The sequence below is a fragment of the Streptomyces sp. NBC_00454 genome (assembly GCF_041434015.1).
Classification (GTDB): Bacteria; Actinomycetota; Actinomycetes; order Streptomycetales; family Streptomycetaceae; genus Streptomyces.
The window spans coordinates 5,116,042-5,130,063 of the sequence record NZ_CP107907.1; the positions used below are offsets into that span (position 1 = coordinate 5,116,042).

The following is a 14,022-nucleotide window of genomic DNA, read 5'->3' on the forward strand; positions in this document are numbered from 1 at the left end:
GTTGAGAGCAGTAGAGAGGGAAGGACGGTCCGGGACTCTCGGCCCGTGCAAAGTTACTGCAAAAATGCTTATCCGGAGCTGACGGGAGGGGTGGCTATGGTAGGGAATCCGCTGGACACCACCAGAGCCGACAGGGGAGGTGCGGCTGCGCCTGTGGATCGTGGGGGTGTTCTCCGACGCCTCTTCTGGTCGGCCGGTGAGCCGAAATCCGTGACCAACATTGCTGACCGTTTCCGCACCGTAGACACCGCAACCACCGCGACCTTTGCCGCCGATGCGGGCTCCCAGGCGTGGACCCCTCCCTCGTGGGAGGAGATCGTCAGCACGCACAGTGCGCGGGTCTACCGTCTCGCCTACCGGCTGACGGGCAACCAGCACGACGCCGAGGACCTGACGCAGGAAGTCTTCGTCCGCGTCTTCCGCTCACTGTCCACGTACACGCCCGGCACGTTCGAGGGCTGGCTGCACCGGATCACGACGAACCTGTTCCTGGACATGGTCCGCCGCAAGCAGCGCATCCGCTTCGACGCGCTCGCCGACGACGCCGCCGAGCGGCTGCCGAGCCGTGAGCCGTCCCCGCAGCAGGTGCTGCACGACACCCACTTCGATGCGGACGTGCAGCAGGCGCTGGACACCCTCGCGCCCGAGTTCCGCGCGGCCGTGGTGCTGTGTGACATCGAGGGTCTTTCGTACGAGGAGATCGCGGCCACGCTCGGCGTGAAGCTCGGCACCGTGCGCAGCCGTATCCACCGAGGCCGTTCGCACCTGCGCAAGGCGCTCAAGCACCGGTCCCCCGAGGCCCGTGCGGAGCAGCGTGCGCTGGCCGGAGTGGCAGTGGGCGCCCCGGGCGCCGGGGGAGAGGGCGGAGCCGAGTGAGCGGGATCAGTCCTTCCCCGTCGCCCGCCGAACAGGCGTCCTCCGCCGAACGGCATTTGGGCGACCGGCTCGCCGCCCTCGTGGACGGGGAGCTGGGCCACGACGCGCGCGAGCGCGTACTGGCGCACCTGGCGACGTGCTCCAAGTGCAAGGCCGAGGCCGATGCGCAGCGCCGCCTGAAGACCATGTTCGTGGAGAGCGCGCCGCCCCCGCTGTCGGCGGGGCTGCTGGCGCGGCTCCAGGGTCTGCCCGGAGGCAGTCCTGACGGCCCCTCCGGTCCACCCGGCCCCTTCGGCCCGCCCCCGGGCGCCGACCCCTTCTCCTCCTTCGCCTACGCGCCCCCCGCGGCCGCGGTCGGGCCGCAGGGAGGCTTCCCCATACACAAGATGGGCGGCCAGGAGGCGGGCCGCTCGCGGCGCCGCTTCGCGTTCGTGGCGGCCGGGGCGGTATCGCTCGCCGCGATCGCGCTGGGCGGCTCGCTGCCGGTGGACGCCGTCGAGCCCAACGCCCGGGGCGATGCCCCCGCCGCGCGGACCGGCCCCGTGGTACCGGTGTTCGACGCCGTGGCCCGCGAAAACCGGATCCCGCGCCCCGGCACCATCCCCACGCTCCGCCCGGAGCCCCCCCTGGCCTCCACCTCCCCCACCGCCACCCCGGCCTCGGCCCGCCCGGTCTCCTTGTCGCGCTAGTGGTGTGACCGGGAGGGTTTGCCGGGTCGCGGTGTCCGGTGCGGTGCATCGCAAGGCGGAGGGCCGGGGCTCGTACTGGACGTACCGCCGCGGTCCGGCAATGCGGCGAGGTGCCGTGCCGGGCGCCGCGACGCGGTGAGCCCTTCCGGTCGACGCGCCCCACCGCGGCGGGCGTTCCTTGCCAGGCGGGTGTGGTCTGACGTGGTCCTGTGATCGCACGAGGCCGCCCGGTCGCCGGCCAGCCCGTCCCGGACCGCGCCGGGTCCGTGGTGGGCGGTGCCGGGCCTGGGCGGGTGGCGGGGCGTTCGGGTGCGTGCGCGTCCCTGCGCGGGCGCTGGTGCCCCTCTCGCCCCGCTGGGCGCGGGCAGCTGCCCGACGGGCCCGCTCGGGCTTCTCACCGTCCGTGGGCGGGCGGGGTGATGGGGTGGATGGGTGACCTGGTTGAATCTGCGCCAGATGTGCCGCTCCGGGCGGCCGGCGGAGTCAGGTACGCGGGGAGCGCCCATGTCCGACAGTCAGCAGACCGATCCGGCGGCCGAGACGCCGGCCCCGGCCGAAGCTCCCGCGCCCCGGCCGCCCAGGCTGTCCCGCCTCCCCCGATGGTGGAGCCGCGCCGATCGCCCCGCCGCCGGGACGGCCGAAGCCCCCGTACCGGCTCCGCGCACCGCACAGGACGGCACCCCGACCCCGGAAGCCGCGCCGCTCTCGCCCCCGGACCCGGATGCGACAGCCGCCCGGAAGCCGGACGCCGGGGCCACCGGCCCGCATCCGACGACGGACGCCGAGGCCACCGGCCCGCATCCGACGACGGACCCCGAGGCCGCCCCGGCCGGGGACGCCGGGGCCCTCTCGCCCCCGGACCCCGATGCGACAGCCGCCCGGAAGCCGGACGCCGAGGCCACCGGCCCGCATCCGGCCCCGGACCCCGAGGCTGCCCTGGCCGCGGGCGGGGTCTCCTCAGGGCCGGTGTGGTGGAGTCGGCCCGCGGAGGACCGGCGGCCGCGCGAGGGGGACGTAGCGGCGTCGGCGGCCGTGTCGGACGGCGGGGCGGGGGCGGGTGCCGGTGCGGCGCCACGTTATGACCCCTGGTCCGTGGGGCCGTTGCAGGTGCTGGACCGGGGGAAGGCGGGGCCCCGGCGGGTTCGGCTTCGGCAGGGTGTCGTCCTCGGGGTCGGGATCGCCCTCCTCGCGGGTGCGATCGGCGGTGTCGTCGGTGTGCTCGCCGAGCGGAAGGCCAGCACCCGTCTGGAACTCCCGCAGGCCGCAGCGGCGCCGGACCGCGGCCGGGCTCCCGACAGCGTCGCCGGGATCGCCGCCACCGCGCTGCCCGGGGTGGTCACCCTGCACGTCAGCGGCGCGCAGAGCAGTGCGACCGGCACCGGCTTCGTGCTCGACGCGCAGGGGCACATCCTCACCAACAACCACGTGGTCCACGGCGCCCAGCGCATAACGGTCACCTTCAGCACCGGCGAGAGCGTTCCCGCCGAGCTGGTCGGCGGAGACACCGGCTACGACCTGGCCGTCGTCCAGGTCACCGGCGTACGGGGGCTGCGGCCCCTCGCGCTCGGGAACTCCGAGAACGTCAGGGTCGGTGACCCCGTCGTGGCCATCGGAGCCCCCTTCGACCTCTCCAACACCGTCACCGCCGGCATCATCAGCGCCACCGGCCGTCCCATCACCGCGGGCGGCGACAAGGGCGACGGGAGCGACGTCAGCTACGTCGACGCGCTCCAGACCGACGCCCCGATCAACCCCGGCAACTCCGGCGGCCCGCTCCTCGACGCCAGGGCCCAGGTCATCGGCATCAACAGCGCCATCCGCGGAGGCGGCGACGGCGGTGACGGCGGCGACAGCTCGGGCCAGCAGCGCGGCAGCGTCGGTCTGGGCTTCGCCATCCCCGTCAACCAGGGCAAGCGCGTAGCCGAGGAGCTCATCCGCACCGGCCACGCCACCCACCCCGTGATCGGCGTCACCCTGGACATGGAGTACTCCGGCGATGGGGCCCGGGTGGGGGAGAAGGGCGAGGGTGGAAAGCCGGCCGTGGTCGCCGGTGGTCCGGGAGCCCGCGCCGGGATCAAGCCCGGCGACGTGATCACCAAGGTGGACGGGGTACGGGTCCACGGGGGCGACGAGCTCGTCATCAAGATCCGGGCCCACCGGCCGGGCGATCCCCTCGCCCTCACCGTGCTCAGGGACGGCCGGGAGCGCACGCTGGAAGTGGTCCTCGGGTCGGCGAACGGGTCGTGACGGGAGCGTGAAAGCGGGACCGTTCCATGAATGAGCGGTCCTGATGTATGGGCCGGTGGACCCGGCCGGGTACCGTGTGTCGGGCCTGACCCGAAGAGAGCCGAGGAGCGGCAAGGTGTTCAACGACATAGGCGCACTCGAACTGGTCACGATCGTAGTGCTGGCCATTCTCATCTTCGGCCCGGACAAGCTGCCCAAGGTCATCCAGGACGTCACAGGCGTCATCCGGAAGATCCGCGCGTTCTCGGACAGCGCGAAGCAGGACATCCGCTCCGAACTCGGCCCGGAGTTCAAGGACTTCGAGTTCGAGGACCTCAATCCGAAGAACTTCATCCGCAAGCAGCTGGCGGAGAACGAGGACCTCAAGGACATCCGCAGCTCCTTCGACCTCCGCAAGGAGCTGAACGACGTCACCGACGCCGTCAACAGCAAGGAAGCCGAACCGGTCCCGACCCCGGCCGCCTCCGGCGACACCGCGGCTCCCGCTTCGAGCGGCGGTCCGGACCTGCTGAAGAAGCCCGCCGCCCCGGCGCAGGAGCGGCGCACGGTCTTCGACGCGGACGCCACCTGAGCCACCCGATACCACGCGCGAGCCTGCCTGCCCGGTGATCCGGGGTCCGGTGGCTATCCTCCATGAGTCCGGACCCAGGACGCCCCAGGGAGGGGGTCCCCCCAGCACCACGGGGGAGGGCCGTTGCGGACCCCACGGAACGAGAGGCCGCTCAGATGGAGACGACGAGCAGTAGCCGGGTGGGCACGCAGCCCGCCGAGACGGCGACAGCACCCGCGCAGCCGGCACCGCAGGAGCATCCGCGGCTGTCCCAGGAGGCAGCCGCAGCGCCCGTACCGGCGGCCCGCCGCACGGCGGAGGGCTACCTGCGGGCTGATTTCCCCTGGTACGGGCTGGACGGGGCCTTCACCGGCCCCCGCTGGCTCATGCAGGTCGGCATCGGCGCGGACGGCAGCGTGGAGCACGGCTCCACGGGCCACGGCGACGAGCCCTCCGCCCGCGGCGAGATCGCCACCGGCGAGAAGGAGCGCTTCGCGGTGGTCGTCACCGTCGCGAGCAACCCGCTGCGCCGCAGCTCGGACGGCACCGGCGTCCTGGAGGCCACCTCGGTCTCCTCGGCGGCCTGGCTGGCCGGCTCGGGGCTGCTGGCGTACAGCTGGCCCGTGCAGATGGACCACACCCTGCGCGACGACTGGCTCGACCAGCAGACCGAGGCCGCGTGGGAGCTGGCGGACGCGCTCGACGGGGAGGAGTGGTCGACGCTGTCGCTGCCCGTGGACGGGGAGCCGACGCCGTTCCACTACCGCGAGTCGGAGTTCGGGTGGGTGCTGGCGGGTTCCACCGGGAGCGGGGTTCACCTGGGCGCGTATGGGCGCGGGATGAGCGCGTACGGGATCGGGTTCTCCGCGATCGGGGACTTCGGCGCGTACGAGTAGCCGCGCGGGCCGGTACGGGTGCGGGTACGGGAAAGGGCACCGCCGGTCGGCGGTGCCCTTTGCGCTGCGCGGCCCGTGCGGGCTGCTTGTGGTTCCGGTGTGCCCACCCGTTCCGCCCTGCGGAACGATTGCCCACACCTAGGGTTACATCAGAACTTGTTCCGCGGCGTGATCCCCAGCGACATGCCCGCCAGGCCGCGGGCGCGGCCGCCCAGCTTGCCGGCGATGGCGCGCAGGGCCGCGCCCGCCGGGGAGTCGGGGTCGGACAGGACGACCGGCTTGCCCTCGTCGCCGCCCTCGCGCAGGCGCACGTCGATCGGGATCGAGCCGAGCACCGGCACGTTCGCGCCGATCGTCTTCGTCAGGCCGTCGGCGACCCGCTGGCCGCCGCCGGAGCCGAACACGTCGACCATCTCGTCGCAGTGCGGGCAGGGCAGCCCGGACATGTTCTCGACGACGCCGACGATCTTCTGGTGCGTCTGCACGGCGATCGAGCCGGCCCGCTCCGCGACCTCGGCCGCAGCCTGCTGCGGGGTGGTCACGACGAGGATCTCGGCGTTGGGCACCAGCTGGGCCACGGAGATCGCGATGTCGCCGGTACCCGGCGGCAGGTCGAGCAGCAGGACGTCCAGGTCGCCCCAGAACACGTCGGCCAGGAACTGCTGGAGGGCCCGGTGGAGCATCGGACCGCGCCAGACCACCGGCGCGTTGCCGGGGGTGAACATGCCGATGGAGATGACCTTCACGCCGTGCGCGGACGGCGGCATGATCATGTTTTCGACCTGGGTGGGGCGGCCCTCCACGCCGAGCATGCGCGGCACGCTGTGGCCGTAGATGTCCGCGTCGACCACGCCGACCTTGAGGCCGTCGGCGGCCATCGCGGCCGCCAGGTTGACGGTGACGGAGGACTTGCCCACGCCGCCCTTGCCGGAGGCGACCGCGTAGACGCGGGTCAGGGAGCCGGGCTGGGCGAAGGGGACCTCGCGCTCGGCGGTGCCGCCGCGCAGGGTGCTGGCGAGCTCCTTGCGCTGCTCGTCGCTCATCACGTCGAGCGTGACGGCGACCGAGGTGACGCCGGGGACCCGCTGTACGGCCTCGGTGACGAGGTTGGTGATGGTCTCGCGCATGGGACAGCCGGACACCGTGAGGTACACGGTGACGGCGACCGCGCCGCCGTCGCCGATCTCCACCGATTTGACCATGCCGAGCTCGGTGATCGGCCGGTGGATCTCGGGGTCGTTCACCGTCGCCAGCGCGTCCAGGATCGCGTCCTGCTCGGGCACGGCGGCAGTGCCGGCGGAGCTTGTGTCGGTAGCCATGCCCCGATGGTACGGCTCGGTAGCGTGCCGCAGGAAAGGCTGCTAGCGGTCGCCTTCGTCACTCTCGGCGGGGAATAGCCGCCGTTCGTCCATCTCCTTGATCAGGTCCTGGAACTCGGACCGGATCCAGTCGCGCGTGGCGACCTCTCCCAGGCCCATCCGCAGGGCCGCGATCTCGCGCGTCAGGTACTCGGTGTCCGCCAGCGAGCGCTCGTTCTGCTTGCGGTCCTGTTCCAGGTTGACCCGGTCCCGGTCGTCCTGCCGGTTCTGCGCGAGCAGGATCAGCGGGGCCGCGTAGGAGGCCTGGAGCGACAGCATCAGGGTCAGGAAGATGAAGGGGTACGTGTCGAAGCGCAGATGCTGCGGCGCGAAGATGTTCCACAGCACCCAGACGATGATGACGACGGTCATCCAGACGATGAACCGGCCCGTGCCGAGGAAGCGTGCCACCCGCTCCGACAGCCGTCCGAACGCCTCGGGGTCGTACTCGGGCAGCAGCCGCCGGCGCGCCGGGCGCGGCAGGTCCAGCCGCGCGCGCGAGCGGGTCAGCGCGCTCGATCCGGTCCCGGACCCGGAAGTGGCGGAGCCGCCGCTCTTGGCCCGTTCGCGGTGCGCGTCGGAGGAACGTTCCGCCGACTCCGCCGACAGCCCGTGCTCGCGGGCCTGCAGCCTCGCCTGCTCGCGCCGCTCCCGGATCTGTTCGCGCCTGCGCTCGCGCGCGGCCTGGTCGCCGCGCCCCCGGTCAGTGGTCACGTAGGGCCTCTTCCGCACGCTCGGGATCCTCGGGCCCGCCGGCTCCCTCCGAATGGAAGTCCGTCTCCCGCCAGTCGTCCGGGAGCAGGTGGTCCAGTACGTCGTCCACGGTGACCGCGCCCAGCAGCGAGCCGCTCTCGTCGACCACCGGCACGGCGACCATGTTGTACGCGGCCAGGTAGCTGGTCACCACCGGCAGCGAGGAGTCCGGCCGCAGCGGCGCCAGACCGGTGTCCACGATCGAGCTGACCAGGGTGAACGGAGGGTCCCGCAGCAGCCGCTGGAAGTGCACCGTGCCCAGGTACTTGCCCGTGGGCGTCTCGTCCGGCGGCCGGCACACGTACACCTGCGCCGCCAGCGCCGGCGACAGGTCCGACTGCCGTACGCGGGCCAGCGCGTCCGCGACCGTGGCGTCGGGCCGCAGCACGATCGGCTCCGTCGTCATCAGACCGCCCGCGGTGTTCTCCTCGTACGACAGCAGACGCCGCACGTCGGCCGCGTCGTCCGGCCGCATCAGCGTCAGCAGCCGCTCCTTGTCGTCCTCCGGCAGCTCGGACAGCAGGTCGGCCGCGTCGTCCGGGTCCATCGCCTCCAGGACGTCGGCCGCGCGCTCCTCCTTCAGCTTCCCGAGGATCTCCACCTGCTCGTCCTCGGGCAGCTCCTCCATGACGTCCGCGAGCCGGTCGTCGTCGAGGGCGTTGGCCACCTCGGCGCGCCGCTTCGGCGTCAGGTGGTGCAGGACGTTGGCGACGTCCGCCGGGCGCATCTGCTCGAAGGTGGCGACCAGGTTCTCGGCGCCCTGCCCGTGCTCCTCCAGCGAGAAGCCCGTCACCGCCGACCACTCGACGGTCAGGGTCTCGCCGCGCCGGCGCAGCGCGCCCGACTTGCCCTTCCGTACGAAGATCCGGTCGATCTCCCAGTCCCGGCGGGCCGGCAGCTGCTGGATGGCCACGTCGAGGACGGTGACCTCCTCGTCGTCCGCGACCAGCCGCACCCGCCGGTCGAGCAGTTCGCCGAGGATCAGCCGCTCGGTGGGGCGCTGTTCGAAGCGCCGCATGTTGACGACCCCGGTGGTGATGACCTGCCCGGACTCGACTCCCGTCACCCGGGTCATGGGCAGGAAGATCCGGCGCCGGCTGACCACCTCGACCACCAGGCCGAGCAGCCGCGGCGGCCGGCCGGCCACGCGGAGCATCGCGACGAGGTCGCGGACGCGGCCCACCTGGTCGCCGTTGGGATCGAACACGGGCACACCCGACAGATGCGAGACGAAGATCCGTGGGGCGCCTGCCGCCATCCGAGCGCCTCCTACGAGCGTGCGTCATCCGTCGATCACCGGTACTGCCGTCCCTCAGGTTAGCCCGTGCCCGCCGCAACCTCCTGGTGGGGCCGTCCGCACGGGCACGCACCGGCGCCGCACGGCCACGCACCGGCACCGTCCGGGGCATCGCGAGGGCTTCCGCCCCTGGCCGGGTACGCTGCCAGCTGCTCGAAGACGAACGACGAGAGGCACCTGCCCGTGACTGCCTATCTCCCCTCCGCACGGCTGCGCCGGGCCGCCCTCGCCGGAGCCCTGTGCGCCGGCCTGGCCGTCGTCGGTACGGGATGCGGGGCGGACCCCGACGAGGGTACGAACGGGGTCGGAAAGCTCTCCGCCGAGCAGATCGAGAACAAGGCCAAGGAGGCCGCCACGGGGGCCACGTCGGTCCACCTGTCCGGCGTCCTGGTCAGCGGCGGCAAATCCTTCACCCTCGACATGAAGCTGGGGGCCGACGGCGGCTCCGGCGAGGTGAAGTCGCAGGACGACACCACCTTCGAGCTGCTGCGCGTGGGCTCCCAGCTCTACCTCAAGGCGGGCGCCAAGTTCTGGGGCCAGTCCGAGGCGGCCGGCAAGCTCGGCGACAAGTTCGTGAAGGTGCCCGAGGGAGACCCCTCCTACAAGCAGTTCCTCGTGTTCACCGACATGCACGTGCTCCTGGACGGGCTCCTCGGGCTCGACGGGCAGCTCAGCAAGGGCGACTACACCAAGGTCGGGCACACCCGGGTCGTCCAGGTCTCGGCGGACAAGGGCAAGGGCGGCAAGGTCTCCGTCTCCCTGGAAGGCGTCCCCTACCCGCTCCTGATGGAACGCGCGGGCGGCGCCGGCCGGCTGGTCCTGGAGGACTGGGGCAAGCCCGTCGAGCTCAAGCCCCCGGCGCAGGACCAGACGGTGGACTACGGGTCCCAGCTGCCGACGACCAAGGGGCAGGGAGCCAGCCCCGCCCCGTCCGCCTCCAAGGGCTCCGGCCAGGGCACCGCCCCCAAGAGCTGACCGGCGGGGGCAAGCGCTCAGCGGGCCGCCTTCTTGCGCTTGAGCAGCAGCTTGGGCAGCGCCGCCGGGGCGGGGCGGCGGGTGATCGCCGGGGAGTCCAGCGGAACCGCGGCCAGCGACCCGGACGGGAGCTCGGCCCGCACGGACTCCGGCTCCAGGCGCAGCAGCCGGCACTCCCGGGCCCACCGGTCGGTCATCTCCGCCGAGTCGGGGGCGTTGAGCCGCTTGCCCTTGAGCTCGGCCACCGCGGCCTGCCAGGGCTCGCTCCCGGGCACGAGCTCCCGTACGGTCGCCGTCCACGCGACGAGTCGGCCGCCCTTGTCCTTGCTGCGTACGGTCACCTCGGCGGCCGCCCCGTCCGCGAGGCCCGGGAACGGCTGCTCGCCGGGCCCGTCGCCCAGTACGTGCGCCGCGCCGTCCACCCAGGCGTGCCAGAGCCCGCGGTCGGCCCCGGAGCCGCGGACCCAGATGAGGCCGGACTTCTTGGTGGCCTCCTCGACGAGGGCCAGATCGAGCGCGCTGAGAGTCATGCGCACAGGGTAGCCAGCGGCGGGTGCGCCCCCGCAGCCGGACGCCGGGCCGGATGCCGGGCCGGATGCCCGGCCGGACGCCTGCCGGGACGCGCGCCGGGCCGCTACAGCCAGCCGTTGCGGCGCAGGGCCCGGTGGATGGTGAAACAGCTGCCGGCGATGGCGGCCATCACCATCGGATAGCCGTAGCGCCAGTGCAGCTCCGGCATGTTCTCGAAGTTCATCCCGTACACCCCGCAGATCATCGTCGGCACGGCGATGATCGCCGCCCACGAGGTGATCTTGCGCATGTCCTCGTTCTGGGCGACGGAGGCCTGCGCCAGATTGGCCTGGAGGATCGAGTTCAGCAGCTCGTCGAAGCCGACGACCTGCTCGTGGACGCGCGCCAGGTGGTCGGCGACGTCGCGGAAGTACTTCTGGATGTCCGGGTCCACCAGCCGCATCGGGCGCTCGCTGAGCAGCTCCATGGGCCGCAGCAGCGGGGAGACGGCCCGCTTGAACTCCATCACCTCGCGCTTGAGCTGGTAGATGCGGCCCGCGTCGCCGCCGCGCGCACTGCCCTTGGCGGGAGCGGCGAAGACCTCGCTCTCCACCTCGTCGATGTCGTCCTGGACGGCCGATGCGACGGCGATGTAACCGTCGACCACGTGGTCGGCGAGGGAGTGCAGCACGGCGGACGGACCCCGGGCGAGGAGCGCCGGGTCGTCCTGGAGGCGGTGGCGCAGACCCCGCAGGGAGCCCTGGCCGCCGTGCCGGACGGTGATGACGAAGTCGGGGCCGGTGAAGCACATCACCTCGCCGGTCTCCACCACCTCGCTGGTGGCGGTGAGTTCGGCGTGCTCCACGTAGTGAATCGTCTTGAAGACGGTGAAGAGGGTGTCGTCGTAGCGCTCCAGCTTCGGCCGCTGGTGGGCGTGGACCGCGTCCTCCACGGCGAGCGGGTGCAGGCCGAACACGGCGGCGATCCCGGCGAACTCGTCCTCGGTCGGCTCGTGCAGGCCGATCCACGCGAAACCGCCGTCCTCGCGGACCTGCCGCATCGCCTCACGGGGCGTCAGGCGCCCGCCGTCCATCGCGGACCCGCCGCGCCGCCCGTCGCGGTAGACGGCGCAGTCGACCACCGCGGTGCTCGCGGAGGGGTCGCGGGTGGTGTCGTAGCCGGGCTGTACGGGGGTGGACCGGCGCAGTGCCGGACGGACGGCGGCACGGAGGTAGGGCAGCATCGACATGGCAGGCTCCTTCTCGCGCACGGCTGCGGACCGTACGGGTGGGAGGCTTCCGCCGCCGCGGCCGGCAGGGCCCGGTCAGGCGGAAGGAAAAGGACGGAGGACACAGTTCTGCCGTCGCTCTTCGACTGATCCGGGTGAGGGGATCAAAGGGGGCGCGGAACGCCCGTCAGCGAAGTGGAAGAGCGATTGGTACTGCACGATCGACTTCGATCCACCGCAGACCCCACCTCCTCCGGCCGGTCCCCCGTAGGGGACGTCCTGTCGCCGGAGCACTGAAACTTCTCTTCTGAGAGCGTCCCCGACCAGCGGTCAACGATATCAGCCGACGGATGGTCAAGACCCGCCCTTTACCCGGCTGATACGAGTTCTATGCTCGGTCCATGGCAGAAATTCTGGCCCTTGTGGAAGCCCGGCTGCGCAGCGCGCTCGGCGAACCCGACGCACGCGCGGCCGTCACCTTCCTGGGCACCGACCGCATCGAAGTACTCCGCTTCACGGAAGGGGACCTGGTGCGGTACGCGACCCTCGGCATGTCCGCCCATCCGATGGCCGACCCGACCGTGGTGGTCGCCGATCCGGTACGGGGCCCCCGCGCCGAGCTCGTGCTGACCGTACGGGGCGGACTCGCGCCCACCGACAAGCTGCTGCGGCCGCTGGCCGTGCTCGGCGCGGCGCCCCAGGTGGAGGGGCTGATCGTGGCTCCCGGGGCCTCGCTGGACGTGGGGGAACCGCTGTGGGACGGGGCGGCGTTCACCTCCGTACTGGTGGCGGAGCCCGGTGGACTGGTGGAGGACCTCGCCCTCGACGCCCCCATGGACCCGGTGGCCTTCTTCCCGCTCCTGCCGATGACGGCCAACGAGGCGGCGTGGAAGCGGGTGCACGGCGCGGCCGCCCTCCAGGAACGCTGGCTCGCGCACGGCACGGATCTGCGGGACCCTCTGCGTACGGCCGTCGCACTGGATTGAAGGTCCTCAACGGAACCCGGCCGCCCGGACGGGTGATCGCGTCTTGACGGGGCGCGCGGCGGGGAGGAGCGTGGCTTCGTATGAGGGGCGAACCGAGTTGCCCGAAGTGCGGTGGCCGGGTCAGGGCGCCCGGTCTCTTCGCCGACTCCTGGCAGTGCACGGTGCACGGAGCGGTGCACCCCCTGCAGCCGGTGATCCCGCCGAGCGTCGAGGGCCTGAGCGTGGTGGTCAACCGGGCACAGGTCCCGGTCTGGATGCCGTGGCCGCTGCCCGTGGGATGGCTGTTCACCGGGGTCGCGTCCGCCGGTGACGACCGCAGCGGCGGCCGGGCCACGGCCGTGGCCTGCTCGGGCCCCGGCCCGCTGGGCGGCATCGGCGAGCTGGTGCTGATCGCGGAGGAACTGGGCGTGGGCCTGGGCGCGCGGTTCGCGGGCATCGACGCCCCCGATCCGGGCTCCTACATGAACGTCTCCGCCCCGCCGCACACCAAGGTCGTCGCCGCGGGCCGCCCGACGCCGCTGTGGCACGTGAGCGGCGTCCCGGACGACCGGGCCGTCTTCGCGGGCGAGGCGCGCGGGCTGTGGCTGTGGGCCATCGTCTGGCCGGAGCAGTCGGGGCTCCTGATGTACGACGAGCTCGTCCTGACGGACCTGCGGGACGCGGGAGCCGAGGTGGAGCTCCTGCCCTGCGGAGCCTTGAGTCCGCGTATTTTGTCCTCCTGACCCGGGTATCCTTGAGCGTCCCCCGTCATACCCACCACCCACCTGGAGCCCGGCCGTGCGCATCGACCTGCACGCCCACTCCACGGCTTCCGACGGTACGGACACCCCCGCGCAGCTGGTCCGCAATGCGGCCGCCGGTGGGCTCGACGTGGTCGCGCTGACCGATCACGACACCGTGAGCGGCTACCGCGAGGCCATCGAGGCGCTGCCCGAGGGGCTGACCCTGGTCACCGGCGCCGAGCTGAGCTGCCGCCTCGACGGGATCGGGCTGCACATGCTCGCCTACCTCTTCGATCCCGAGGAGCCCGAGCTCTCCCGCGAGCGGGAACTCGTACGCGACGACCGCACCCCCCGCGCGCTGGCCATGATCGGCAAGCTGCAGGACCTCGGCGTCCCCGTCACCTGGGAGCAGGTCGACCGGATCGCCGGCGAGGGTTCCGTGGGCCGGCCGCACATCGCCACCGCGCTCGTGGAGCTCGGCGTGGTCCGCACCGTCTCCGACGCGTTCACGCCGGACTGGCTCGCCGACGGCGGCCGCGCGTACGCCGAGAAGCACGAGTTCGACGCCTTCGACGCGGTCCGCCTGGTCAAGGCGGCCGGCGGGGTCACCGTCTTCGCGCACCCGGCCGCCGTCAAGCGCGGTACGTGCGTCTCCGACGACGCGATAGCGGCGCTCGCCGAAGCCGGACTCGACGGCATCGAGGTCGACCACATGGACCACGACGCCCCCACCCGCGCGCGTCTGCGCGGCCTGGCCGGCGAGCTCGGTCTGCTGACCACCGGGTCCAGCGACTACCACGGCGGACGCAAGACCTGCCGCCTCGGGGACTACACGACCGACCCCGAGATCTACGGTGAGATCACGCGCCGCGCGACCGGGGCGTTCCCCGTTCCCGGCGCGGGTGGACGCGTACGCGGCTGACGGCTGCCAGCAC

The 14,022-nt window shown here is 72.6% G+C and carries 14 protein-coding genes; 9 read left to right on the forward strand and 5 right to left on the reverse strand.

Annotated features, from left to right (window positions below):
- Positions 1-96: 96 nt before the first annotated feature.
- The 5 genes from sigE (at position 97) to OHU74_RS23800 (ending at position 5,258) form a co-directional block, all read left to right on the forward strand.
- Positions 97-876: an RNA polymerase sigma factor SigE gene (sigE, locus tag OHU74_RS23780; RefSeq protein WP_330298413.1), complete on the forward strand. Its 780-nt coding sequence runs from the start codon at positions 97-99 to the stop codon at positions 874-876.
- Complete coding sequence (locus tag OHU74_RS23785; protein ID WP_371617765.1) at positions 873-1,565, forward strand: zf-HC2 domain-containing protein; 693 nt, start codon at positions 873-875, stop codon at positions 1,563-1,565. The genes sigE and OHU74_RS23785 overlap by 4 nt, the downstream gene beginning before the upstream one ends.
- A gap of 504 nt (positions 1,566-2,069) precedes the next feature.
- Positions 2,070-3,812, forward strand: coding sequence for a trypsin-like peptidase domain-containing protein (locus OHU74_RS23790; RefSeq protein ID WP_371617766.1), 1,743 nt, complete (start codon positions 2,070-2,072; stop codon positions 3,810-3,812).
- A gap of 115 nt (positions 3,813-3,927) precedes the next feature.
- Positions 3,928-4,383: a sec-independent translocase gene (locus OHU74_RS23795; RefSeq protein ID WP_371617767.1), complete on the forward strand. Its 456-nt coding sequence runs from the start codon at positions 3,928-3,930 to the stop codon at positions 4,381-4,383.
- A gap of 155 nt (positions 4,384-4,538) precedes the next feature.
- A complete protein-coding gene (locus OHU74_RS23800; RefSeq protein ID WP_371617768.1) occupies positions 4,539-5,258 on the forward strand; it encodes a hypothetical protein in 720 nt (239 codons plus the stop codon).
- Positions 5,259-5,407: 149 nt separating this feature from the next.
- Here OHU74_RS23800 and OHU74_RS23805 read toward each other — a convergent pair whose 3' ends face one another.
- From OHU74_RS23805 to OHU74_RS23815, 3 genes are all read right to left on the reverse strand, one after another.
- The gene (locus tag OHU74_RS23805; RefSeq protein ID WP_330298418.1) at positions 5,408-6,577 is read right to left on the reverse strand and encodes an Mrp/NBP35 family ATP-binding protein; all 1,170 of its coding nucleotides are present in this window, start codon (positions 6,575-6,577) and stop codon (positions 5,408-5,410) included.
- Positions 6,578-6,619: 42 nt separating this feature from the next.
- On the reverse strand, positions 6,620-7,126 hold the full coding sequence (locus tag OHU74_RS23810; protein ID WP_330301049.1) for a DUF1003 domain-containing protein: 507 nt from the start codon (positions 7,124-7,126) through the stop codon (positions 6,620-6,622).
- A gap of 193 nt (positions 7,127-7,319) precedes the next feature.
- Positions 7,320-8,627: a magnesium transporter MgtE N-terminal domain-containing protein gene (locus OHU74_RS23815; protein ID WP_371617769.1), complete on the reverse strand. Its 1,308-nt coding sequence runs from the start codon at positions 8,625-8,627 to the stop codon at positions 7,320-7,322.
- A gap of 222 nt (positions 8,628-8,849) precedes the next feature.
- Between OHU74_RS23815 and OHU74_RS23820 the strand changes: the two genes are divergently transcribed.
- Entirely contained in the window at positions 8,850-9,641 is a 792-nt protein-coding gene (locus OHU74_RS23820; RefSeq protein WP_371617770.1) for a hypothetical protein, read from the forward strand.
- Positions 9,642-9,658: 17 nt separating this feature from the next.
- Here OHU74_RS23820 and OHU74_RS23825 read toward each other — a convergent pair whose 3' ends face one another.
- Positions 9,659-10,171 (reverse strand): hypothetical protein, encoded by a 513-nt coding sequence (locus OHU74_RS23825; RefSeq protein WP_371617771.1) that lies wholly within the window; start codon positions 10,169-10,171, stop codon positions 9,659-9,661.
- Between the two features lie 104 nt (positions 10,172-10,275).
- On the reverse strand, positions 10,276-11,400 hold the full coding sequence (locus tag OHU74_RS23830) for a magnesium and cobalt transport protein CorA (RefSeq protein ID WP_371617772.1): 1,125 nt from the start codon (positions 11,398-11,400) through the stop codon (positions 10,276-10,278).
- A gap of 380 nt (positions 11,401-11,780) precedes the next feature.
- On the opposite strand from OHU74_RS23830, the gene OHU74_RS23835 reads away from it, so the two are divergent.
- The 3 genes from OHU74_RS23835 to OHU74_RS23845 all read left to right on the forward strand — a co-directional run bounded on the left by OHU74_RS23835 (position 11,781) and on the right by OHU74_RS23845 (position 14,009).
- Entirely contained in the window at positions 11,781-12,365 is a 585-nt protein-coding gene (locus OHU74_RS23835; RefSeq protein ID WP_371617773.1) for a suppressor of fused domain protein, read from the forward strand.
- 80 nt (positions 12,366-12,445) lie between these two features.
- The gene (locus OHU74_RS23840; RefSeq protein WP_371617774.1) at positions 12,446-13,087 is read left to right on the forward strand and encodes a DUF6758 family protein; all 642 of its coding nucleotides are present in this window, start codon (positions 12,446-12,448) and stop codon (positions 13,085-13,087) included.
- Between the two features lie 55 nt (positions 13,088-13,142).
- Positions 13,143-14,009 (forward strand): PHP domain-containing protein, encoded by an 867-nt coding sequence (locus tag OHU74_RS23845; RefSeq protein WP_371617775.1) that lies wholly within the window; start codon positions 13,143-13,145, stop codon positions 14,007-14,009.
- Positions 14,010-14,022 lie beyond the last annotated feature (13 nt).

Bases quoted from the DNA above. Each gene is read 5' to 3' on its own strand.
- OHU74_RS23835 (WP_371617773.1), top strand. From the start codon at position 11,781: ATGGCAGAAATTCTGGCCCTTGTGGAAGCCCGGCTGCGCAGCGCGCTC.
- OHU74_RS23805 (WP_330298418.1), bottom strand. From the start codon at position 6,577: ATGGCTACCGACACAAGCTCCGCCGGCACTGCCGCCGTGCCCGAGCAG.
- sigE (WP_330298413.1), top strand. From the start codon at position 97: ATGGTAGGGAATCCGCTGGACACCACCAGAGCCGACAGGGGAGGTGCG.
- OHU74_RS23800 (WP_371617768.1), top strand. From the start codon at position 4,539: ATGGAGACGACGAGCAGTAGCCGGGTGGGCACGCAGCCCGCCGAGACG.
- OHU74_RS23825 (WP_371617771.1), bottom strand. From the start codon at position 10,171: ATGACTCTCAGCGCGCTCGATCTGGCCCTCGTCGAGGAGGCCACCAAG.
- OHU74_RS23790 (WP_371617766.1), top strand. From the start codon at position 2,070: ATGTCCGACAGTCAGCAGACCGATCCGGCGGCCGAGACGCCGGCCCCG.
- OHU74_RS23830 (WP_371617772.1), bottom strand. From the start codon at position 11,400: ATGTCGATGCTGCCCTACCTCCGTGCCGCCGTCCGTCCGGCACTGCGC.
- OHU74_RS23815 (WP_371617769.1), bottom strand. From the start codon at position 8,627: ATGGCGGCAGGCGCCCCACGGATCTTCGTCTCGCATCTGTCGGGTGTG.
- OHU74_RS23840 (WP_371617774.1), top strand. From the start codon at position 12,446: ATGAGGGGCGAACCGAGTTGCCCGAAGTGCGGTGGCCGGGTCAGGGCG.